The sequence below is a fragment of the Neisseria chenwenguii genome (assembly GCF_002216145.1).
Lineage (GTDB): Bacteria > Pseudomonadota > Gammaproteobacteria > Burkholderiales > Neisseriaceae > Neisseria > Neisseria chenwenguii.
Genome location: NZ_CP022278.1, coordinates 249,491 through 269,552 on the forward strand (window position 1 = coordinate 249,491; position 20,062 = coordinate 269,552).

Here is a 20,062-nt window from a genome sequence, read left to right on the forward strand (position 1 = left end):
CCACCAAACCGCCATGAAACTCATCAAAACCACCCTCACCGGCATCGGCCAAATCTTTTTGCAGGAAAACGGCCTCTCCGGCCTCCTGATTACCGTCGGCATGTTTTTCAGCCATTGGACGCTCGGCGTCGCCTGCTTCCTCGGCTCGCTCATCGGCACGCTGACCGCGCAGATTTTAAAGTTCCCCGAAGACGAAATCCGCCGGGGGCTCTACGGCTTCAACGCCAGCCTCTGCTTTATGTGCACCATGTTCACATTCGGCATTCCCGATGCCTCCAACCCGCTGATTTGGCTGATCGGCCTGATCGCCTCCGTCATTTCCACCCTCCTCATGCGGGCCTTTGTGAAACGCGGCAAACCCGCGTTTACCTTCCCGTTTGTACTGTCCTGCTGGATTTTCTGTTGGGGCACCGCCCGTTTCGGCCTGTTCGGCTTGAGCCAGACCACCCCGCCGCTTGTGCCCGCCGACACCTTCGGCGGTGTCGCCGAACCGTTTTACGCTTGGGCGGAAGTCAATTTCGGCTCCTCGATTTGGGACGGCGTATTCCTGTTTGCCGCCATCGCCGTCAGCTCGCCGCAAGCCGCCATGTGGGGCATGGCCGCCACCCCCGTCGGCGCCGTGTTGGCACACTACCTCTTAGGCATCGACGACAACACCCTGGCCAACGGCTTGTACGGTTTCTCCGCCATCCTCGTCGCCTGCGTCTTTTCCGGCAGCCGCCTGCGCGATTTCATCTGCGTGATGTTCGGCATCCTCCTCGCCGTCGTCATCCAATACGCCGTCTCCCAAACCGGCCTCGCCGCCTACACCTTCGGCTTCATCGCCGCAAGCTGGATTATGCTGCCGTTCAGGGCGCGTTTGAGCAGCTACGATATTGATGCCGAAATCCGCAAATTGCTGAATCCGTAATCCGCCCGATACGCAGAGGCCGTCTGAAAAGTTTTTCAGACGGCCTTTGTTCCATATAAAATAACGCCCTGCACCACTCACACCACGCCCAAAAATGTCCGAAAGAATCCTCATCATTTCCCCGAGCTGGATCGGCGACTGCGTCATGACCCAGCCGCTCTACAAACGCCTGCACGAATTATCGCCCGGCTGCACCATCGACGTTTTCGCACCGAAGTGGTCGATGGCCGTATTCGAGCAGATGCCCGAAGTGGACGAAGTTTTGGAAAACCCGTTCGGCCACGGCGCGCTGGATTTGAAAAAACGCTGGCAGGTCGGGCGCGCGCTCGGGCGGCGCGGTTACGACCGTGTGATCGTACTGCCCGGTTCGCTCAAATCCGCCATTATCGCGCTGGCTACCGGCATCAAACGGCGCACGGGTTACGTCGGCGAATCGCGCTATTTCCTGCTCAACGACATCCGCAAACTCGACAAAACCGCCCTGCCCTTGATGGTTGACCGCTACACCGCGCTCGCGCATCCGAGCCAGGCGGAATTTAACGGCCGTTCCGACCATCCGCGCTTCCAAATCGACCCCGAAAACCAACAGGCCGCGCTGGCCAAACACGGCTTGAGTGCTGACCGCCCCGTTACCGCATTCTGCCCCGGCGCCGAATACGGCCCCGCCAAACGCTGGCCCGCCCGCCATTTCGCCGCGCTGGCCAAACAACACGCCGCGCAGGGGCGGCAGATTTGGCTGTTCGGCTCGCAAAAAGACTTTGAAACCGCAGAAGAAATCAACACCCTTTCAGACGGCCTCTGCACCAACCTCTGCGGCAAAACCAGCCTTTCCGAAGCCATCGACCTCTTGGCCTGCGCCGAAACCGTCGTCTGCAACGACAGCGGCCTGATGCACCTCGCCGCCGCGCTCGGCCGCAACCTCGTCGCCGTGTACGGATCGTCCAGCCCCGACCACACCCCGCCCTTAAGCGAAACCGCCGAAATCGTCAGCCTCAACCTCGACTGCTCGCCCTGCTTCAAACGCGAATGCCCGCTGGGACATACGGACTGCCTCAATAAACTGATGCCCGAAACGGTGGAAGAGGCGGCCAAAAGACTGGCCGACCGCAAAACCGACGGCGTGATCGGGATTGAAAAGGCCGTCTGAACCGACACCGCAACGCCCAACCTTTACAACCGTCAAAAAGGCCGTCTGAAATTTTCAGACGGCCTGTTGCTTTATCCCAATCACAAACCCAAATGAATTTCAGACGGCCTCTTTCGCCAAGCGCCCGCCGTCCATCCGCCAGACCTCTTCCGCCAGCACCGCCGCATCCGCCTGATCGTGCGTAATCAAAATCATCGGCACGCCGCCGGTTTGCTGGATTTGCAGCACCTCCTGCCGCGTGTGCGCGCGCAAATCCGTATCAAGCGCGGCAAAGGGTTCGTCCAACAGCAGAAGTTCCGGCTCGGTAACCAGCGCGCGGGCCAAGGCGGTGCGCTGTTTTTGGCCGCCTGAAATCTGCTGCGGATAATGGTCTGCAATGTGGCTGATTTTTAAAAGTTCCAACCAGCGCACGGCTTTTTCAGACGGCCTTTTGGGCGGATTGCGCCAGCCTTTGTTCAGGCCGAAGTCGATGTTTTGCGCCACGGTCAGATGCGGAAACAGCGCGTAATCCTGAAACAGCAAACCGACTTTGCGCGCCTGTGCAGGCAGGTCGTTTTCCGCATCAAACCACGTTTCGCCGCCGATGCGGATATGCCCGCCGTCGGGCTTCACCAGCCCTGCCAAAAGCTGCAAAGTCAGGCTTTTGCCCGAGCCGGACGCGCCCAAAATGACCAGCCGTTTGGCGTCGGACTGCAAACGCGCATTCAATTCAAACGCGGGCAGTTTTTTGCGCAAGTCAATGTCAAACAACATTATTTTCCTCCTCCGCGCACACGCAAAAGCCGGCCGGCCGCCAGCAGAATCACGACGCACACCGCCGAAACCAGCACCACCAGCCCGTTTGCCAGCATATCGTCGCCCGCCTGCACCGCCTCGTAAATCGCAATCGACAGGGTTTGGGTCTGGCCGGGGATGCTGCCCGCAATCATCAGTGTCGCGCCGAATTCGCCCAGCGCGCGCGCAAACGCGAGCAGCACGCCCGCCAAAATACCGCGCCACGCCAGCGGCAGGCTGACGCGGAAAAACACCGCCGCTTCGCTCAGCCCCAACACCCGCGCCGCCTGCTCAAGCTGCGGGTTCACTTCTTCAAACGCCGCCCGCGCGGGCTTGAACACCAGCGGAAAAGTCACGGCCGCCGCCGCCGCCACCGCACCCTGCCAGGTAAAAATCAGATTGAAGTTAAACGTCTCTTTCAGCCACACCCCCACCGAGCCGTTGCGCCCGAACACCACCAAAAGGTAATAACCCAACACCGTCGGCGGCAGCACCATCGGCATCGTAAACACGGTATCGAGAAAATCGCGCCCGACAAACCGCCGCCGCGCAAACAAAAAGCCCGCCGCCGTGCCGAAAACCATATTCAGCAAAGTCGCCGTGCCCGCGATTTTGAGGGATAACAGCAGGGTGGTGATGAGGGTTTCGTTCATGGGTTGGTAAGGCCGTCTGAAAAAAGTGTTTGGGGAAATGGTTTTATCGGGATTGTTTTGGTTGGGAACCGGGTTTATGGGGAGATGTGGGTTGAGTAGGTACGGTTAGCCGCCCAAAGGCGGCGTAACCGTACACCGCCACGCCGTTTGGAAACGCCTGCCACCGATGCCGTCTGAAAAACAGCGGATTTGTACGGTTACGCCGCCTTTGGGCGGCTAACCGTACCTACGATTTATGCCGTCTGAAACCGTTTCCCACCAACATTTCAGACGGCCTCCCCTAAAAAATCAAGGCTTGTTAAAGCCGTATTTGTTCAACACGCCCTGCCCTTGCGCCGACAAAACGTAGTTCACAAAACGCTGCGCTTCGGCTTTTTGAGACGACGAGGCGGCGACGGCGATCGGATAGGAAACCGGTTTCTGCGTCGGCACGGTTTTGAGGACTTTCACTTTGTCTTTCATCAGCACGGCGTCGGTGTTGTACACAAAACCCGCATCGACTTCGCCGCGGGCGACGTAGTCAAGTGACTGGCGAACGTTTTGGGTGGTGATGACTTTGGCTTGGATGCCCGCCCAAACGCCGGCCTTTTCCAACGCGGCTTTGGTGTAGCGGCCGACAGGGACGCCGGCGGGATTACTGACGGCGATGCGGCCGAAACGGGCGTTTTCTAAGTCTTTCAAACTATTAACCGCCAATTTGCTGTTTTTCGGCGCGGCGATCACCAGCGAATTGAGCGCAAAAGTTTTACGGCCGGCCTTGTCGGCGACATTTTTTGCCTGCGCCTGATTCATGGTTTCTTCGTCGGCAAAAGCCAAAACATCAACCGGCGCACCTTGTACGGCCTGTTGCAGCAAGACGCCCGAGCCGGCGGTGTTGAGCCTGATTTTGCTTTGCGGATATTGTTTTTGGTAGTTTCGGGCGATTTCGCCGAACGCGTCTTTCAGGCTGGCGGCGGCGGAGACGGTAATGTCGGCGGCTGCGGCACGGCCGGATAATAAGGCGGTAAACAGTAAGGCATAAACGGGTTTCACAGTCCGCTCCCAAATGGAAAACGGAATGGGTTTTACCACGCGGCGCGGGTTTTGATGATGGGCATTTGTACCCAATACTTTCGGATTAAGGCAGGCCGTCTGGAAATGTGGTAGCGGCCGCGCGGCGTTTTTCAGACGGCCTGAAACGGCTGCCCCGTGTATAATGCGGTTTCTTTGCAATTTCCCGACGGAACTTTTCAGATGGACTCCTCCCCGAAATCCGAATTTCTGCGCGGCATGAAAGAATGTTCGCCCATGCTCATCGGCCTGTTGCCGTGGGCGCTGATTTTGGGCGTTCAGGGCGGGCAGAAGAGCATGAGCTGGCTGGAAATGCTGATGATGACGGGGATGAACTTCGCGGGCGGCTCGGAATTTGCGGCGGTCAATCTTTGGGTGCACCCGTTGCCCGTGCTCCTCATCGCGACCGTTACCTTTATGATCAACTCGCGCCACATCCTGATGGGTGCGGCGCTGGCGCCTTATCTGAAACACACGCCGTTGAAAAAAGTGATACCCGCGCTGTTTTTTATGTGCGACGAAAGCTGGGCGATGGGCTTAGCGGAAGCGCAAAAGCGCAAGGCGGCCGGTTTGGGCTTTAATCTGCCGCACTATATGGGCGTGTGCGCCACGCTTTATATCGCTTGGATTGTGTTTGCCGCATTCGGCGCGGCGGTCGGGCCGCTGTTTGGCGACGTGGCCGCGTGGGGCTTCGGCATGGCGTTTCCCGCCGTATTTTTGGTGTTGATGCGCGGAATGTGGAAAAGTTTCGCCGCCGCACGTCCGTGGTTTGTCAGCCTGATTGCGGCGGCGCTGACTTATTTATCGGTGGACGGCGCGTGGTATGTACCCGCCGGCACGCTTTCCGGCCTGTTCGCGGCGTATTATTGGGGGGCGGAACCATGATTTCTTGGGACTCGTTCGCCGTATTCGCCGCCATGCTCGCCGTGACCTATTCCACCCGCCTTATCGGCTTTTTCGCCCTGCGCAACCGCACATTGAGCCGCCGTGCGCAAGTGGTGATGGAAGCCGCGCCGGGCTGTGTGTTGATTTCCGTCATCTCGCCCTACTTCGTTTCCGACAAACCACACGAACTCACCGCCATCGCGCTCACAGTCTTGGCCGCCGGCCGTTTTTCCATGCTGGTTACCGTGTTAATCGGCGTCGGCTCGTCGGGGCTGCTCGGATATCTGATGCGCTGAATTTTTCAGATGGTTTATCCCATGCCGTCTGAAAACCTTTTTAAAAACAAACCAAAAAGCAGAAAATCATGGCCAACCAACGCTTAATCTACGGCTTCCACGCCGTCAACGCCCGCCTGTGGCAAAACCCGAAATCCATTACCGAACTCTACATCCAAGAAGGCAAAAACGACGCGCGCACCCGCGACGTATTGGAAAAAGCCGCCGCCGAAAACGTGCGCATTCATTTTGCCAACGCCGAACGCCTTGCCGCCATCGCCAAAGGTGCACGCCATCAGGGCGTGGCCGGGTTTATCGACGCCTCGAAAAACCACGTCCACCTCGAAGACGTTTTGGAAAACCTGCAAGAACCGCCGTTGCTCTTAATCCTCGACGGCATCACCGACCCCCACAACCTCGGCGCCTGCCTGCGCACCGCCGACGCCATGGGCGTACACGCCGTCATCGCGCCCAAAGACAAAAGCGCAGGCTTAAACGCCACCGTCAGCAAAGTCGCCTGCGGCGCCGCCGAAACCGTGCCCTACATCACCGTCACCAACCTCGCCCGCACCCTGCGCGAGCTGAAAGAATACGGCATCTGGATCGTCGGCACCGACATGACCGGCGAAGCCGACCTCTACCACGCCAAACTGCCCGAAAGCATCGCCTGGGTCATGGGCAACGAAGGAGAAGGCATGCGCCGCCTCACGCGCGAACATTGCGATATGCTCGTTTCCATCCCGATGTACGGCACCGTCGAAAGCATGAACGTTTCCGTCTCCGCCGGCATGGTATTGAGCGAAACCCGCCGCCGGCGGGTGTTGCCGTCGGAACAATAATTCTGTAAAAACAAGGCCGTCTGAAAGTTTCTATCTTTCAGACGGCCTTACTGTTTACCAAGCTTTCCACTTGTCAAAATCCTGTCGAAGTAATAACATTGTTGCAACTTTTACACTTTTCACAGGAATACACAATGTTGATCAATTTACGCAAAATGGGCAATTCTCAGGGACTGATTCTGCCCAAATCCATCATCCGCCAACTGGATTTTGGCGACAGCTTGGAAATGCAGATCGCAGACGGAAAAGTCATTCTGAGCAAACCCGCTGCCGTCCGTACCGGCTGGGCGGAAGCCGCCGCTGCAATCGCCGCCGAAGCGCCCGATACCGAATGGACGGATTTGGCCAACGAAGCCGACGGAGAATGGCAATGGCAAACACGCTGACGCGCGGCGATATTTGGCTGATTACATTGGATCCGACCGTCGGCAGTGAAATCCGCAAAACCCGCCCGTGTGTCATCGTATCGCCCGACGAAATCCACAACCACCTGAAAACCGCGTTGATTGCGCCGATGACGACGGGCGCACGCCCTGCGCCGTTTCGTATCGAGGTATCGTTCCAAGGTAAAAACGGCCTGATTCTGACCGACCAGATGCGGGTTATAGCCAAAAACCGGTTGGTTCAGCGTTTGGGCAGTTTGGACAACGATACGCTGACACAAACATTGGCCGTTTTGCGGGAGCTGTTTGCCTAGTTTTTTCCCGTCAACCGCAAATCTGCCCGAAATCCGCTTCCGTAAGCCGTCTGAAAAACATAACCCACAGACAAACAAAGGAGAAACCCCATGCAAACCGATTACCCCACCGCCAACCTCATCGACCTCGCGCCCGACACACCCTCTTGCAGCGTGCAGTTCCGGCAAAAAACGCTTCAGCGGCAAAATCCGCCCCTCCCACCCAAAAAAAAAATGCAGCCGCGACAACAGCCTGTTGCGCAAAATGCTCAACATCCCGTCAGACGGCGGCGTAACCTTTACACCCGGCCATTTTCTGGACAGCGGCGAAGACGGCATTCTCGTTTCTCCCGAGCCGATTGTCTGATTTGTCTTTTTCAAACCAAAGGCCGTCTGATGCTTCGGCTGCACTCAGCAACCGGTTCAGACGGCCTGATTCATATAACGAAAACAGCTTTTTTTAAAACCAAGCATTCTTTCCCATTTTCAGACGGCCTGTTTAAAGTAGCCCCTATTTTCGAATAAGGACGACAACATGACCGCCACCACCGCCCCCCTGCTCCGCTTCATTACCGCCGGAAGTGTTGACGACGGAAAATCCACCCTCATCGGCCGTTTGCTTTACGACAGCAAAACCCTGCTGACCGACCAGATTGCCAAACTCAACCAGACCGCCGCCAAAGGCGAAACGCCCGATTTCGCCAGCCTGACCGACGGTTTGGCCGCCGAACGCGAGCAAGGCATCACCATCGACGTCGCCTACCGCTATTTCGCTACCCCGAAACGCAAATTCATCATCGCCGACACCCCGGGACACGAGCAATACACCCGCAACATGGTCACGGGCGCGTCCACCGCCGATGCAGCTATCGTCCTCGTCGACGCCACCCGTGTCGATTTCAGCAGCGCAGAACCCGTTCTCTTACCGCAAACCAAACGCCACAGCGCCATTCTCAAACTCTTGGGCTGCCCCGGCATCATCGTCGCCGTCAATAAACTCGACCTGCTCGGTTTCGACCAAGCCAAATACGAAGCCATCACCGAAGCCTACCGCAAACTCGCGCAGCAAATCGGCCTGACCGCCAAAGTGTATTTCCTGCCCATCAGCGCCCTGCAAGGCGACAACATCGTTGAAGCCAGCGCCCAAACCCCGTGGTATCAAGGTTTACCGCTGCTGCCCCTGCTCGAAACCCTGCCCGTTTCCCGCAACGACGCCGCCGAACTGCCCGCGCATTTCCCCGTTCAGCGCGTTGCCCGCCAAGACGGCAGCAGCAGCGACGATTTCCGCGGCTACCAAGGCCGCCTCGAAGCAGGCCGTCTGAAAACCGGCGATGCCGTGAAGGTATTGCCCGGCGGCCGAACCGCCAAAATCGCCGAAATCTACAATCCGAACGGCAAAACCGATGCCGCAGAAGCCGGAGAAGTGCTTACCGTCACCCTCGACACCGACCTAGACATCTCGCGCGGCAACACCATCGTTGCCGCCGACAGCCCGATCGCTCCCGAACAGCAATTCCAAGCCGCATTGTGCTGGTTTGACGAAACCCCGCTCAACCCGCGCCGCAAATACCTGCTGAAACACACCACCCAAACCACCGCCGTCAAAATCAGCGGCATCGAATACGTTTGGGACGTCAACACCCTCAGCCGCATGCAGTCCGCCGCCGAACTCAAGCTCAACGACATCGGCCACGTCAGCCTCAAAACCCAACAGCCGCTGGCCGCCGCGCCCTACGCGCAAAACCCCGCCGCCGGCGCGTTTATCCTGATTGACGAGGCTACTAACCATACCGTCGCCGCCGGCATGATCCGCAGCGGCGACACGGCGGACAGCTTTGAGATTTGAGGCCGTATGAAAACGGTATTTTTAGATTTGCAGCAGCATAGGTCGGATTATCGAATCCGACAAAGAGGCGATTTCCCTTGTCGTTGTTGTTTCAAACGTCGGATTCAAGAATCCGACCTACACCGCCACATCCGCAGGCATGAAACAGGCCGTCTGAATTCAGACGGCCTGTTTTATCTGCCCAAACGCCCGTTCTACTGCGGCTGCACGGTAAACGGCATATCCACTTTCTGCCATTGCGCGCTTTCATAATCCAGCGCGTCGGCCACCAGCGGGTGCTGCTCCAGCCAGGCCGCGCTGATGCGCAGGGTAAAGCCTTTGCCCGACGGATCGGGGCGGAGCTGGGTTGAGGCGGGCATTTCCAGCGGCAGGCGGGCGCGACAGAACAGCGCGGCCAGACGCAACGACAAAATAGCATCCCACATCATACTGTTTGCGCCGACGACGTCGGCCATTTTTTTTACGTCGCCGCGGTGTCCCAACACCAGCTGTGCCAACACGGTCTGTTCTTTGCGCGAAAAGCCCGGCATATCGGCGTTTTCCAGAATATAGGCCGAATGTTTGTGGTAGCCGGTATGGGCGATGTCGATACCGATTTCGTGCAGCTGCCCCGCCCAGCCGAGGAAACGCTTCCAGCGCACAACGTCTTGAACCGGCACGTTTTCCGCCATGCAGAGGCTTTCCATAAACTGTTGCGCGGTTTCGGCCACGCGCTTGGCCTGGTTGAGGCTGACGTGATAGCGGTTTTGGAACTCGGCGGCGGTTTGGTCGCGCATATCTCCATTGAGCTCGCGGCCGATGAAATCGTAAAACACGCCGTCGCGCAGGGCGGCTTCGGTGACGGTCATTTTCCGAATTTCCAGCTCTTCGAACGCCGCCATCATCACCGCCAATCCGCCCGCAAACACTTCCACGCGCTCGGGCTTGAGGTTTTCAAACCTGACTTTTTTAACCGAACCTGCCTCAATGATGCGTTCGGCCAGTTTTTTCATGCCGGCGTAAGTGATGTCTGCTTCCTGCGGATATTCCGCCGCCAGCACGTCGCGGATGGATTTGGCCGAACCGGAAGTGCCGATGGCGAAGTCCCAGCCCGCGCGTTTCATCAGTTTGCTGATGCGCTGGATTTCGTTGCGCGCCGCCGAAATGGCCGTCTGAAAATTCTTTGCAGTGATTTTGTTTTGGAAAAACCGCATGCTGTACGTCACACAGCCCAGCGGCAGGCTTTCGGTCGCGGTCGGCTGCAAGTCGGAACCGATGACGAATTCGGTCGAACCGCCGCCGATGTCGATAACCAGCATCCGGTCGCCGTTGGGCGGCAGCGTGTGCACTACGCCGGTGTAAATCAGGCGCGCTTCCTCGCGCCCCGCAATCACCTCGATCGGAAAACCCAACGCCGCTTCGGCTTTGGGGATAAAGGCAGCAATGTTTTTCGCCACGCGGAACGTGTTGGTCGCCACCACGCGCACCTGTTCGGGCGAAAAACCGCGCAGCCGCTCGCCGAAACGCGCCAAACAGTCAAGTGCACACTGCTGCGATTCTTCGCTCAACATTTTCTGTTCGTCCAAACCCGCGGCAAAGCGCACCATCTGTTTGAACGAATCGACAACTTTAAGCTGTCCGCCGTTGTTTTCGCAGATTTGCAGACGGAAGCTGTTGGAACCCAAATCGACGGAGGCGATGAGGTTGTTTGTTGCAGTCATGTACATTCAGCCGGAAATAAGGAAACCGTATGTTACAGGCTGCAAAAAGCGGTGTCATCCCAAAAAACGCCTGCTTTTGATTCCGCTTAAAAATGCTTTATTTTATAATTGGGGCCGTTTGAAAATATCCTGACGTTCTTCAGACGGCATCAAGCCATTTCAATCCAATCAGACAAACCGAATCATTACATAACATATGGAAAAAACGCCCCTCACCCCCGAATCTCCTACCCGCCGCCGCTTCCTCATTGCCGGCGGCGCCTTGCTCGCCGCCCCCTCGCTTGCCCTCGCCGGCGCACAGCGCGAAGAAACCCTTTCCGACGACGTCGCCTCGGTAATGCGCAGTTCGGTCGGCAGCGTCAATCCGCCGCGTCTGGTGTTCGCCAACCCCGCCGAAGGCCAACGCTGGCTTACCGCCATGTCGTCGCGGCTGGCCAGATTCGTTCCCGACGAAGCCGAACGCCGCCGCCTGCTCACCAACATCCAATACGAAGCCAGCCGCGCGGGACTCGATCCGCAGGTTATCCTCGGCCTGATCGAAGTCGAAAGCGGCTTCCGCCAATACGCCATCAGCAGCGTCGGTGCGCGCGGGCTGATGCAGGTCATGCCGTTTTGGAAAAACTACATCGGCAAGCCGACGCACAATCTGTTCGACATCCGTACCAACCTGCGCTACGGCTGCACCATCCTGCGCCACTACAACAACCTCGAAAACGGCAATCTGCGCCGCGCCCTCGCCCGTTTCAACGGCAGCTTGGGCAGCGACAAATACCCCAACGCCGTCTTGGGCACGTGGCGCAACAGATGGCAGTGGGGTTAGGCCGTCTGAAAATAAAAAGTACGGCGGATTCTGCCTGAACGCAGCCTGCCGAATCCCGTTTTCCAGACGGCCGCAAACCGCTCTTCCGCCCTACCCGCCGCCCACCGTGCCGCCAAGCAAACCGTACCCGATTCCTGTATAATCCGCGCTTCCTTATTTTGAAATTTCAGACGGCCTGTTTTGCATCAAGGCCGTCTGAAAAAACATTATGGCAAAAGAAAACCGTACCCGAATGTTTCCGCACGAATGGCGTGCCAGCACTACCTTGTCGGGCGTTTACGCGCTGCGGATGCTGGGGATGTTTTTGGTGCTGCCCGTATTGGCGCTGTATGCCGCCAACCTGCCCGGCGCAGAGAACAATAAGGCACCGGTCGGGCTGGCGATGGGGATGTACGGCCTGACGCAGGCGCTGTTTCAGCTTCCGCTGGGCATGGCTTCGGATAAGTTCGGACGCAAAAAAACCATTTATTTCGGCCTGATTGTGTTTGCTGCCGGCAGTTTTATGGCGGCGGCGGCAAACTCGCTGGAAATGCTGGTGGCAGCGCGCGCGCTTCAGGGCGCAGGCGCGGTCAGCGCAGCGGTTACGGCGCTTTTGGCGGATTTGACCCGCAACGAAGTGCGCACCCGTGCGATGTCGATGATCGGCTTGAGCATCGGTCTGACCTTTTCCGCCAGCCTGGTCGCCGCGCCGTTGATGGCTGAATTTATCGGCGTTTCGGGCTTGTTTGCGCTCACGGGCGTGCTCACACTAATCAGCATTGCCGTGGTTGCATGGTTCACACCCGACCCGGAAATTTCCAAACTACACGAAGACGCGCAAGCCCAACCCGCGCGCTTCGGCGAAGTATTGCAAGACCGCCACCTGCTGGGTTTGGACTTTGGCATTTTTGCGCTGCACGCCGCGCAAATGGCCTTATTCACCGCGCTGCCGTTTGCTTTGCAGCAAATCGGGCTGGAAAAAATCGGGCAATGGAAAGTTTATCTGCCCGCAACGCTGACCGGCCTGATCGTGATGGTGCCGTTGATTATCGTCGGCGAAACGCGCGGCCGGCTCAAGCAGGTTTTTGTGTTGGGGATTGCGCTGATTGCGCTGGCGCAAATCGGGCTGCTGTTCGGCCTCGGTTCACTCGCGTTGATTACCGCCTGCCTGATTGTGTATTTCATCGGCTTCAACGTATTGGAAGCCAGCCTGCCCTCTCTGGTGTCGAAAATCGCGCCGGCCGATTTGAAAGGCACGGCGATGGGCGTGTACAACACCATGCAGTCGCTCGGCCTGTTTGCCGGCGGCGCGGCGGGCGGAATGTTGTTCCAACACTTCGGTTTTAACGGCGTTTTCGCCTTTTGCAGCGGCCTGATGCTGGTTTGGCTTGCCGTCGCACTGGCTGCGCCCGCGCCCAAAGCCGTGAAAAACCTGAGCTATCCCGTCGGCAGCCGTTGGCAGGGCAATACCGGCGCACTTCAATCCGCTCTGGCAGAAGTGGCCGGCATCGAAGCCGTCGCGTTCAGCCAAGACAGACAAACCGTTTTCATCAAAGCGCTGCAAAAAGGTTTCGACCGCGCAGCCGCCGAAAAAATCATTTCAGGAGGTTAAACCATGTCATCGTTAAACAAAGTCATCTTAATCGGCAACTTGGGGCGCGACCCCGAAGTACGCTACATGCCCAACGGCGAACCCGTGTGCAACTTCAGCATCGCCACCAGCGAAACTTGGAACGACCGCAACAGCGGCCAGCGCCAAGAGCGCACCGAGTGGCACAACATCACTATGTACCGCCGCCTGGCCGAAATCGCCGGGCAATATCTGAAAAAAGGCAGTTCCGTCTATATCGAAGGCCGCATCCAAAGCCGTAAATACCAAGGCAAAGACGGCATCGAGCGCACCGCCTACGAAATCATCGCCAACGAAATGAAAATGCTCGGCAGCCGTCAAAGCGGCGGCGGCGCAAGCTACGACGAAGGTTACCAGCAAGGCGGCTATCAGCAGAGCGCACCGCAGCAGCAATACCAAAACGCCGCACCCGCCTACAACCAAGAGCCGCCCGCCGCACCCGCCCGCCGCGCCCCTGCCGCCGCGCCTGCCGTACCGGTGGACGACATCGACGACGATATTCCGTTTTAAGCGCAGTCGGGCAGCGCCCGTCACAAAGGCCGTCTGAAAAAGCAAACCGGTTTTTCAGACGGCCTTGATACAGTCAGTCAATCATCAAATCAGGCGAAAGCTTTCATTCCGTTCAAAGCTGTGCAGGATAAGGCTTTTGGGCGTTTTTAGCACCTAAAATGTCCCTTACGCCGATATCGGTTTCCGCAAAAGCCGTTGGCCATCTGAAAAAGCAAAAGGCCGTCTGAATATTCAGACGGCCTCATTATTTAATCACGGTTTATTTAATCACGCCGCGCGCTTTAAGCAGCGCGGTTTTGAAATCTTCCTCGTAATCTTTGGCAATGCCCGGCACCGGCTCGTTTTTATCGCGGCCGTGCATTTTCAGATGATAAATAACCACCTCGTCGGAAAGCTCGGGCAGCGGTTTGTCGAAGCCCGCTTCATCGGCGATTTTCTGCATAATCTGCATCAGACTAAGCTCCGGCTCCTGTTTCCAATAGGGTTCGAGCAATTCCAAAAGCTCGCGCAGGCGGTGGGAACGCATGGTTTGTCCTTTCATCGGTTGATATTTTCAGACGGCAGTTTAGCGGATTTTCTGTCTGCATGCAGCCCGATTCAGTCAAACCGCTGTTTCGCTATATAATTCCCACTACCCAACCGACAAAGGAGCCGCCATGCAGACTTGGCACGATGCAATCGGGGCAGAAAAACAGCAGCCCTATTTTCAAAACATCCTCCAAACCGTCCGTACCGAGCGCGAAGCGGGAAAGGTCATTTATCCGCCTGCGCACGACGTTTTCAACGCATTCAAAGCCACCGAATTCGACCGCGTTAAGGTCGTCATTCTCGGCCAAGACCCGTATCACGGCGCGGGACAGGCCCATGGGTTGGCGTTTTCCGTCCGCCCCGAAATTGCCGTTCCGCCCTCTTTGGTCAATATTTACAAAGAGTTGGCCACTGATATTCCCGGTTTCCAAATCCCGCAGCACGGCTGCCTGACCCATTGGGCGGAGCAAGGCGTTTTGTTGCTCAACACCGTATTGACCGTGCGCGCCGGCCAGGCGCATTCCCACGCCGCGCTCGGCTGGGAACAGTTTACCGACGCCGTCATCAACCAGCTCAACCGACACCGCAACGGCCTCGTCTTCATGCTTTGGGGCAGCCACGCGCAGAAAAAAGGCGCATTTATCGACCGCAGCCGCCACCTCGTCCTCACCGCGCCCCACCCCTCGCCGCTTTCCGCCTACCGCGGCTTTTTCGGCTGCCGCCATTTTTCGCAGGCAAACAATTATTTGATAAAACAAGGGCTTCCCCCGATAGACTGGCAGATTTAGTGGAAGAACCGGAAAACAGGCAGGCCGTCTGAATTGTTTCAGACGGCCTGCCTGTTTGTATCCACGTCTACCGCTTCCGCCGCGCAGCCATGATTTTGCCGATTTCGGCCAGTTTTTCCTGCGGCACAAACTGTTTGCCCAATTCAAACAGCGGCTCTTCGATGCCCAGATGCACGGCATAGCCGTCGGTAAAACGCTTCAAAACAGCCGTATCGGGGCGGTAATCCGCGTCGGCTTCGAGCTTGCCGAACTCGGCGTAAAGCGCGTTCCAATTATCGTGCAGACTTTGGTGCTGGCGGCGCAACTCGTCCACACTTTCCTGCGCCTGCGGCGCGTATTGCAGCAGCGGAAAGAAATTTTCTTCTTCGTCTTCGTGATGCAGCGGCGCAGCGACGTTGAAATACTGGCTGATTTGGCGCACGGCCTGCAAAACGGTTTGGTTGCGGCCGTTTTCGGCGATGTAACCGGGCAGCATTTCGACCTGGCTGCAAAACCGGCGCACTTTGCCGTGACAGGCGTAAAGCATTTCGATGGGTTCGTCGAAGGTGACGCTTTTGGTGTTGAAAAGGTTCATGGTTTGGCTTTCTTGGTGTTTTTTTGGTTTTCAGACGGCCTGAGCGGTCGGATTGAAGCAAAAGGCCGTCTGAAAATCGGATACGGTATTTTGCGGCGTTCTAAATGTTCAGACGGCCTACTCGATTCGCAAATATTCCACCGCCAAAATCTCGATTTCCTCTCGCCCTTCCGGCGTGTTCAACACTACCTCGTCACCCTCGCGGGCTTTAATCAGCGCGCGGGCGAGCGGGGAAATCCACGAAATTTTGTTTTGCGCGGTGTCGATTTCGTCCACGCCGACAATGCGGACAGTCTGCTCCGCGCCGTTGCCGCGCAGGATTTCGACGGTCGCACCGAAAAACACCTGGTCGGTCGCTTCGCGCGCTTCCGGATCGACGACAACGGCAGCTTCCAGCCGTTTGGTCAGAAAACGGATGCGGCGGTCGATTTCGCGCATCCGCCGTTTGCCGTAAAGGTAATCGCCGTTTTCGCTGCGGTCGCCGTTGCTCGCCGCCCAGTTGACGATTTGGACGATTTCGGGGCGCTCTTTGTTGACCAGTTGATAAAGCTCGTCCTTCAGCGCCTGCCAGCCGGCGGGAGTGATGTAATTTTTGTGTTCGGAGGTCATGGAAAGTTTGAAATGTTTTAAAACAGGTGGTTAGGGGATTTTGAAAAACGGCAGGATTTTTCAGACGGCCTTTTTGCTTTTGCCGAAGTGCCGTTTTTATCTTCGTATATTTTATCACGCAACGCCGCCACACCCGTCTGCCGAATCTGTTTTTTCAGACGGCCTTTTTTATTCCCCGACACCGAAACCCGCAAAAACAGCCGCCCCACACATTCCACATATTTTTCAGACGGCATCAGGATAAACAACCGCTGTTTTCCCGCCTATATTCCCGTTTGAATAAAAAACCTTTCAGGCCGTCTGAAATTTAATTTTTGTAAATTATATTGCACACAATTTAATTTCAAGCAATAATTAGCTCATTCCCCAAACACACAACCTTTCAGACGGCCTGAACCATGTACGAACAACTCAAATTAAACAATCAGTTATGTTTTCCGCTTTACGCACTTTCCAAAGAAATCACGCGCCGTTATACGCCGTTTTTGGACGCACTGGATTTAACCTATCCGCAATATCTCGTGATGATGGTTTTGTGGGAACACGGCGAGCAGAGTGTTAGCGAAATTGGCGCGAAGCTCTATTTGGACAGCGGTACGCTCACGCCCTTGCTCAAACGCCTGCAAGCGAAAGGTTTGATAGAACGCCGACGCAGCAGCACCGACGAACGCAGCGTGAAAATCCGTCTGACCGAAACCGGGCAAGGGTTGGAACACCAAGCCGCTGCCGTGCCGCAACAACTTGCAGGCTGCCTGAAACTGGATATAGCCCAAGCAGAAGCCCTGCGCGCAGCAACGCAAAAAATCCTTGCCGAAAATACTTGATTTTTAACCCGTCATTAAGGAGACAACCATGAAAAACGTGCAACAAACCATTCAATTCCTGCAATCGTTGGCAACCGACCTAGCCGCAAACGCCATCAGCCACAAAATCGTGTCCAAAAACTTTGCCGCGCAGGGTTTCACCAAATTGGCAGAAAAATATGCGGCGCATTACGCAGAAGAAATGGCATTTGTGGACCAGTTTTACGACCGCATTTTGGATTTGGACGGCGAAATCAAACACGAAGCCGCACCGTCTTTCCAAACGCCGACCGATGTGGAAGCCTATTTCCAATACGATTTGCAGCAATCCGTTGACGGACTGCCCGTGTTGGAAGAGGCCATCAACGCAGGTTTCTTCGATATTACCACGCTGGATTTGATGAAAGAGTATTACAAAGACGAAGAGGAAGACCTGAACTGGACAAAAGCGCAACTGGATTTAATCGCGCTGATCGGTAAGCAGAATTATCTGGCAACCATGATTTGAGGAGACAGTAATGGCAATGGTAAAAGACTTTTTGTACAACCGCTTTAAACACAATATCGAAGCGGGAAAGATGCAGTTCGGTGTCGGCTTGGAAACCACGTCGGCGGATGTTGCGGAAATTCTGGCCACCACCGATTACGACTGGCTCTTCATCGACGCTGAACACGGGCCGCATACCGTTCAGACGATTTTAAACGCAGCCCGAGCAATTGCGCCTTATGAAATGACACCCGTGGTGCGTGTCGGCGAAGCAACGGCCGGCATATTCAAACAGTTGCTGGATTCCGGTATTCAAAACATTATCGTGCCGATGGTGGAAAGCGGCGAGGAAGCGGAGCAAATCATCCGCTGGGCCAAATATCCCGCGCAAGGCAAACGCGGCATGGGCGCGGGGGCGGTGCGTGCCTCCCGTTTCGGCCGTTACCCTGATTATCAGGCACGCATTGACGGCGAGTCGCTCATTATTCTGCAAATCGAAAGCCTGAAAGGTATGGAGAATCTGGAAGCAATCGTTACCACCAAAGGTGTCGGCGCGATTTTGCTCGGCCCTGTGGATTTGGCCGTCGATATGGGCTTGGGCACCAATATCCTGCACCCGGAAGTGGTGGCGAAAATGGAATATGCGATCAAGCGTATCCGCGAATTGGGTGTGCCGGTGGGCACGATTGCCGCCACCCCCGAACAGGCGAAACACTATGCCGATCTCGGCGTATCGTTCTTGGGCGTAGGCGCCGATACGGTACTGCTTGCTGCTGCGGCAGACGATACCCTGGCCGGATTTAAAAGCAAATTAGAGCATTAACAGTCAATTTAAGGAGAATGAAAATGCTGGATTTCTCGACTACCGCGCAAACACGCAAATCCATCCGCGAATATCTGCCCGAGCCGTTGAGTCGGGCGGAATTGGACGCGGTATTGCAGGATGCCCTGCGTGCGCCGTCCGCCGTCAATGCCCAGCCTTGGGTGCTGCATATTGTTTCAAGCGATGCGTTGCGCCGCCTGTCGGAGAAATTGGTCGCCAAATTCCGCAGCGGCGATGTGAAAGCCGATTTTATTTATGACCAGCACGCATTCACCGGAGTTTACGAAGACCGTATGCGCGATTCGTATCAGCGTTTGTATGAGGCTTTCGACATTCTGCGCGAAGATAAGGCCGGGCGTAAAAGTTTTGCCGAAGAAAACGCACGTTTTTACGGTGCGCCGCACGCCGCCTTTTTCTTTATGCCCGATATTACCGACAACGTGTTCACCGCATTGGATGTCGGTATGCTGGTGCAGAATTTTATGCTGGCACTGACGGCGCGGGGATTCGGCAGCGTGCCGCAAATCGCTTTGACATACAGCCCCGATGTCGTGCGTGCGGAACTGGGTGTGCCCGATAATTACAAATTGGTATTGGGCGTATCGTTCGGCAGACCCAAGCCCGATTCCGCCGCCAATACCTACGTCCAGCCGCGCGCACCGCAAAGCGAAACCGTTGTTTTCCACGAATAACGACGTTCAGGCCGAATTGATTGAGGTATACCGCCATGAGCTATTCTCCCGAACTTGCCGACCATATCCGCAGCAAACTCATCGCCCGTCTGTCCAACCCGTTTGAGCAGCTTGCCGAGCGCCCAATGTTTGGTTATTTAGCATTTTTGGTGCGTGGCAAATTGTGTGTGGCAGTAGGCGACATCCCCAACCGCGAAATCCGTATCCGCATCGACAAAGCCGATTACGCCGCCCTGCATACGCGGGCAGGTGCCCATTCCGTACACCGCAACGGCAGGCTGTACCGCGGTTATCTGGATTTGGATAAGGCAGCCTTGCCGAATATAGATGACTGGTTGGAGATTGCCTTGAGGTTCAACGAAACCCTGCATTAACAACCCTCAGGCCGTCTGAAATGATATTATGAAAGGATAAAGCTATGATTAAATTGCATTATCTCAATAATTCCTGCTCGCACCGCATTGCGTGGCTGCTGGAAGAACTCGGTGTCGGTTACGACGTAGCCGTTTATCAGCGGCTGCCCGAAACCGGGCTTGCCCCCGATGAATTGAAAGCGCAGCACCCTTTGGGCAAAGCCCCCGTATTGGAAGACGGCAATCTGAAACTGGCGGAAGGCAACGCCATGATTCTGCACCTGCTCGACCGATACGATCCCGACCAGCATTTTACGCCGCCGTCGCAAACCGATGATTATTCAAATTATGTTTACTGGCTGAGCATTGCCGCTTCCATGTTCTCCGCCAATCTCTTGGGCATGATGTCGCAAAAATTCGATTTCGGCGCATACGCGGATTACGCCAAAGGCCAAGTCGCCCTGTATTTCAACCATGTCGAACAAAACCTGCAAGGCAAAACCTGGCTTATCGGCGAACAGCTCACCGGCGCGGATTTCGCCATGATTTTCCCCCTGCAATGGGGCATCAACCAGCTCAATCCTGCCGATTACCCCAACATCGTGCGCTACATTCAGCAAGTCGAAAGCCGCCCCGCTTACCGGCGCGTTGCCGAAAAAACAGGCTGCGAATTAAATTTGAAACAGTTTTAAACATTCAGACTGCCGGAAA

Annotated in this window: 27 protein-coding genes; 19 read left to right on the plus strand and 8 right to left on the minus strand. The window is 56.3% G+C overall.

All coding sequences use genetic code 11. From position 1 onward, the window contains the following. Positions 1-13: 13 nt before the first annotated feature. Complete coding sequence (locus tag BG910_RS01155) at positions 14-910, plus strand: urea transporter (protein WP_089035266.1); 897 nt, start codon at positions 14-16, stop codon at positions 908-910. 94 nt (positions 911-1,004) lie between these two features. Further along, a complete protein-coding gene (gene waaF, locus BG910_RS01160) occupies positions 1,005-2,057 on the plus strand; it encodes a lipopolysaccharide heptosyltransferase II (RefSeq protein ID WP_089035267.1) in 1,053 nt (350 codons plus the stop codon). A gap of 99 nt (positions 2,058-2,156) precedes the next feature. Here the strand turns inward: waaF and BG910_RS01165 are convergent, their stop codons facing one another. From BG910_RS01165 to modA, 3 genes are all read right to left on the minus strand, one after another. Continuing rightward, positions 2,157-2,810 (minus strand): ABC transporter ATP-binding protein, encoded by a 654-nt coding sequence (locus BG910_RS01165; RefSeq protein WP_089035268.1) that lies wholly within the window; start codon positions 2,808-2,810, stop codon positions 2,157-2,159. After that, positions 2,810-3,484 carry a molybdate ABC transporter permease subunit gene (gene modB / locus BG910_RS01170; protein WP_089035269.1) on the minus strand — a complete coding sequence of 225 codons (675 nt, stop codon included), beginning with the start codon at positions 3,482-3,484 and terminating at the stop codon, positions 2,810-2,812. Before modB ends, BG910_RS01165 begins: the two co-directional genes overlap by 1 nt. Positions 3,485-3,772: 288 nt before the next feature. Continuing rightward, a complete protein-coding gene (modA, locus tag BG910_RS01175; RefSeq protein WP_089035270.1) occupies positions 3,773-4,516 on the minus strand; it encodes a molybdate ABC transporter substrate-binding protein in 744 nt (247 codons plus the stop codon). Positions 4,517-4,717: 201 nt separating this feature from the next. Here modA and BG910_RS01180 point away from each other — a divergent pair, with 201 nt between their 5' ends. From BG910_RS01180 to BG910_RS01210, 7 genes are all read left to right on the plus strand, one after another. Further along, a complete protein-coding gene (locus tag BG910_RS01180) occupies positions 4,718-5,419 on the plus strand; it encodes an AzlC family ABC transporter permease (protein WP_232462213.1) in 702 nt (233 codons plus the stop codon). Continuing rightward, a complete protein-coding gene (locus tag BG910_RS01185; RefSeq protein ID WP_089035271.1) occupies positions 5,416-5,715 on the plus strand; it encodes an AzlD family protein in 300 nt (99 codons plus the stop codon). Before BG910_RS01180 ends, BG910_RS01185 begins: the two co-directional genes overlap by 4 nt. 68 nt (positions 5,716-5,783) lie before the next feature. Further along, positions 5,784-6,533, plus strand: coding sequence for a 23S rRNA (guanosine(2251)-2'-O)-methyltransferase RlmB (gene rlmB, locus BG910_RS01190; protein ID WP_089035272.1), 750 nt, complete (start codon positions 5,784-5,786; stop codon positions 6,531-6,533). A gap of 134 nt (positions 6,534-6,667) precedes the next feature. Beyond that, positions 6,668-6,919, plus strand: a complete 252-nt coding sequence (locus tag BG910_RS01195) for an AbrB/MazE/SpoVT family DNA-binding domain-containing protein (protein WP_089035273.1) — start codon at positions 6,668-6,670, stop codon at positions 6,917-6,919. Beyond that, positions 6,904-7,230, plus strand: a complete 327-nt coding sequence (locus BG910_RS01200) for a type II toxin-antitoxin system PemK/MazF family toxin (RefSeq protein ID WP_232462214.1) — start codon at positions 6,904-6,906, stop codon at positions 7,228-7,230. Before BG910_RS01195 ends, BG910_RS01200 begins: the two co-directional genes overlap by 16 nt. Next, complete coding sequence (locus BG910_RS01205) at positions 7,223-7,576, plus strand: hypothetical protein (protein WP_232462215.1); 354 nt, start codon at positions 7,223-7,225, stop codon at positions 7,574-7,576. The genes BG910_RS01200 and BG910_RS01205 overlap by 8 nt, the downstream gene beginning before the upstream one ends. Positions 7,577-7,744: 168 nt before the next feature. Continuing rightward, a complete protein-coding gene (locus tag BG910_RS01210) occupies positions 7,745-9,055 on the plus strand; it encodes a sulfate adenylyltransferase subunit 1 (protein WP_089035275.1) in 1,311 nt (436 codons plus the stop codon). Positions 9,056-9,249: 194 nt separating this feature from the next. On the opposite strand, the gene ppx is transcribed toward BG910_RS01210, so the two are convergent. Next, the gene (gene ppx / locus BG910_RS01215; RefSeq protein ID WP_089037075.1) at positions 9,250-10,755 is read right to left on the minus strand and encodes an exopolyphosphatase; all 1,506 of its coding nucleotides are present in this window, start codon (positions 10,753-10,755) and stop codon (positions 9,250-9,252) included. A gap of 196 nt (positions 10,756-10,951) precedes the next feature. On the opposite strand from ppx, the gene BG910_RS01220 reads away from it, so the two are divergent. The 3 genes from BG910_RS01220 to BG910_RS01230 all read left to right on the plus strand — a co-directional run bounded on the left by BG910_RS01220 (position 10,952) and on the right by BG910_RS01230 (position 13,694). Further along, positions 10,952-11,575, plus strand: coding sequence for a lytic transglycosylase domain-containing protein (locus BG910_RS01220; RefSeq protein WP_089035276.1), 624 nt, complete (start codon positions 10,952-10,954; stop codon positions 11,573-11,575). 208 nt (positions 11,576-11,783) lie between these two features. Continuing rightward, positions 11,784-13,166 carry an MFS transporter gene (locus BG910_RS01225; protein ID WP_089035277.1) on the plus strand — a complete coding sequence of 461 codons (1,383 nt, stop codon included), beginning with the start codon at positions 11,784-11,786 and terminating at the stop codon, positions 13,164-13,166. Positions 13,167-13,169: 3 nt separating this feature from the next. Next, positions 13,170-13,694 (plus strand): single-stranded DNA-binding protein, encoded by a 525-nt coding sequence (locus BG910_RS01230; protein WP_089035278.1) that lies wholly within the window; start codon positions 13,170-13,172, stop codon positions 13,692-13,694. Positions 13,695-13,953: 259 nt separating this feature from the next. On the opposite strand, the gene BG910_RS01235 is transcribed toward BG910_RS01230, so the two are convergent. Continuing rightward, a complete protein-coding gene (locus BG910_RS01235; RefSeq protein ID WP_089037076.1) occupies positions 13,954-14,220 on the minus strand; it encodes a YihD family protein in 267 nt (88 codons plus the stop codon). Between the two features lie 130 nt (positions 14,221-14,350). Here BG910_RS01235 and ung point away from each other — a divergent pair, with 130 nt between their 5' ends. Then, entirely contained in the window at positions 14,351-15,010 is a 660-nt protein-coding gene (gene ung / locus BG910_RS01240; RefSeq protein ID WP_089035279.1) for a uracil-DNA glycosylase, read from the plus strand. Positions 15,011-15,077: 67 nt separating this feature from the next. Here ung and BG910_RS01245 read toward each other — a convergent pair whose 3' ends face one another. From BG910_RS01245 to BG910_RS01255, 3 genes are all read right to left on the minus strand, one after another. Continuing rightward, positions 15,078-15,584: a hemerythrin domain-containing protein gene (locus BG910_RS01245; protein WP_089035280.1), complete on the minus strand. Its 507-nt coding sequence runs from the start codon at positions 15,582-15,584 to the stop codon at positions 15,078-15,080. 117 nt (positions 15,585-15,701) lie between these two features. After that, positions 15,702-16,193 carry a transcription elongation factor GreB gene (greB, locus tag BG910_RS01250; RefSeq protein WP_089035281.1) on the minus strand — a complete coding sequence of 164 codons (492 nt, stop codon included), beginning with the start codon at positions 16,191-16,193 and terminating at the stop codon, positions 15,702-15,704. A 17-nt stretch (positions 16,194-16,210) separates the two neighbouring features. Next, complete coding sequence (locus BG910_RS01255; RefSeq protein ID WP_089035282.1) at positions 16,211-16,441, minus strand: hypothetical protein; 231 nt, start codon at positions 16,439-16,441, stop codon at positions 16,211-16,213. Positions 16,442-16,591: 150 nt separating this feature from the next. On the opposite strand from BG910_RS01255, the gene BG910_RS01260 reads away from it, so the two are divergent. The 6 genes from BG910_RS01260 to BG910_RS01285 are packed head-to-tail and all read left to right on the plus strand — an operon-like array spanning position 16,592 to position 20,043. Further along, the gene (locus tag BG910_RS01260; protein WP_089035283.1) at positions 16,592-17,017 is read left to right on the plus strand and encodes a MarR family winged helix-turn-helix transcriptional regulator; all 426 of its coding nucleotides are present in this window, start codon (positions 16,592-16,594) and stop codon (positions 17,015-17,017) included. Positions 17,018-17,045: 28 nt separating this feature from the next. Continuing rightward, positions 17,046-17,504: a ferritin-like domain-containing protein gene (locus BG910_RS01265; protein WP_089035284.1), complete on the plus strand. Its 459-nt coding sequence runs from the start codon at positions 17,046-17,048 to the stop codon at positions 17,502-17,504. A 10-nt stretch (positions 17,505-17,514) separates the two neighbouring features. Further along, entirely contained in the window at positions 17,515-18,306 is a 792-nt protein-coding gene (locus BG910_RS01270) for an HpcH/HpaI aldolase family protein (protein ID WP_089035285.1), read from the plus strand. A gap of 23 nt (positions 18,307-18,329) precedes the next feature. Continuing rightward, the gene (locus BG910_RS01275; RefSeq protein ID WP_089037077.1) at positions 18,330-18,998 is read left to right on the plus strand and encodes a nitroreductase; all 669 of its coding nucleotides are present in this window, start codon (positions 18,330-18,332) and stop codon (positions 18,996-18,998) included. Between the two features lie 35 nt (positions 18,999-19,033). Next, positions 19,034-19,372: a hypothetical protein gene (locus tag BG910_RS01280; protein ID WP_089035286.1), complete on the plus strand. Its 339-nt coding sequence runs from the start codon at positions 19,034-19,036 to the stop codon at positions 19,370-19,372. Between the two features lie 44 nt (positions 19,373-19,416). Beyond that, positions 19,417-20,043, plus strand: coding sequence for a glutathione S-transferase family protein (locus tag BG910_RS01285; RefSeq protein WP_089035287.1), 627 nt, complete (start codon positions 19,417-19,419; stop codon positions 20,041-20,043). The last annotated feature ends 19 nt before the right edge of the window (positions 20,044-20,062 follow it).

Bases quoted from the DNA above. Each gene is read 5' to 3' on its own strand.
- BG910_RS01180 (WP_232462213.1), top strand. From the start codon at position 4,718: ATGGACTCCTCCCCGAAATCCGAATTTCTGCGCGGCATGAAAGAATGT.
- BG910_RS01230 (WP_089035278.1), top strand. From the start codon at position 13,170: ATGTCATCGTTAAACAAAGTCATCTTAATCGGCAACTTGGGGCGCGAC.
- modB (WP_089035269.1), bottom strand. From the start codon at position 3,484: ATGAACGAAACCCTCATCACCACCCTGCTGTTATCCCTCAAAATCGCG.
- ppx (WP_089037075.1), bottom strand. From the start codon at position 10,755: ATGACTGCAACAAACAACCTCATCGCCTCCGTCGATTTGGGTTCCAAC.
- BG910_RS01275 (WP_089037077.1), top strand. From the start codon at position 18,330: ATGCTGGATTTCTCGACTACCGCGCAAACACGCAAATCCATCCGCGAA.
- BG910_RS01270 (WP_089035285.1), top strand. From the start codon at position 17,515: ATGGCAATGGTAAAAGACTTTTTGTACAACCGCTTTAAACACAATATC.
- BG910_RS01200 (WP_232462214.1), top strand. From the start codon at position 6,904: ATGGCAAACACGCTGACGCGCGGCGATATTTGGCTGATTACATTGGAT.
- BG910_RS01155 (WP_089035266.1), top strand. From the start codon at position 14: ATGAAACTCATCAAAACCACCCTCACCGGCATCGGCCAAATCTTTTTG.
- BG910_RS01265 (WP_089035284.1), top strand. From the start codon at position 17,046: ATGAAAAACGTGCAACAAACCATTCAATTCCTGCAATCGTTGGCAACC.
- BG910_RS01185 (WP_089035271.1), top strand. From the start codon at position 5,416: ATGATTTCTTGGGACTCGTTCGCCGTATTCGCCGCCATGCTCGCCGTG.
- BG910_RS01280 (WP_089035286.1), top strand. From the start codon at position 19,034: ATGAGCTATTCTCCCGAACTTGCCGACCATATCCGCAGCAAACTCATC.
- BG910_RS01220 (WP_089035276.1), top strand. From the start codon at position 10,952: ATGGAAAAAACGCCCCTCACCCCCGAATCTCCTACCCGCCGCCGCTTC.
- BG910_RS01225 (WP_089035277.1), top strand. From the start codon at position 11,784: ATGGCAAAAGAAAACCGTACCCGAATGTTTCCGCACGAATGGCGTGCC.
- rlmB (WP_089035272.1), top strand. From the start codon at position 5,784: ATGGCCAACCAACGCTTAATCTACGGCTTCCACGCCGTCAACGCCCGC.
- BG910_RS01235 (WP_089037076.1), bottom strand. From the start codon at position 14,220: ATGCGTTCCCACCGCCTGCGCGAGCTTTTGGAATTGCTCGAACCCTAT.
- BG910_RS01165 (WP_089035268.1), bottom strand. From the start codon at position 2,810: ATGTTGTTTGACATTGACTTGCGCAAAAAACTGCCCGCGTTTGAATTG.
- BG910_RS01245 (WP_089035280.1), bottom strand. From the start codon at position 15,584: ATGAACCTTTTCAACACCAAAAGCGTCACCTTCGACGAACCCATCGAA.
- waaF (WP_089035267.1), top strand. From the start codon at position 1,005: ATGTCCGAAAGAATCCTCATCATTTCCCCGAGCTGGATCGGCGACTGC.
- BG910_RS01285 (WP_089035287.1), top strand. From the start codon at position 19,417: ATGATTAAATTGCATTATCTCAATAATTCCTGCTCGCACCGCATTGCG.
- ung (WP_089035279.1), top strand. From the start codon at position 14,351: ATGCAGACTTGGCACGATGCAATCGGGGCAGAAAAACAGCAGCCCTAT.
- BG910_RS01260 (WP_089035283.1), top strand. From the start codon at position 16,592: ATGTACGAACAACTCAAATTAAACAATCAGTTATGTTTTCCGCTTTAC.
- BG910_RS01210 (WP_089035275.1), top strand. From the start codon at position 7,745: ATGACCGCCACCACCGCCCCCCTGCTCCGCTTCATTACCGCCGGAAGT.
- greB (WP_089035281.1), bottom strand. From the start codon at position 16,193: ATGACCTCCGAACACAAAAATTACATCACTCCCGCCGGCTGGCAGGCG.
- BG910_RS01195 (WP_089035273.1), top strand. From the start codon at position 6,668: ATGTTGATCAATTTACGCAAAATGGGCAATTCTCAGGGACTGATTCTG.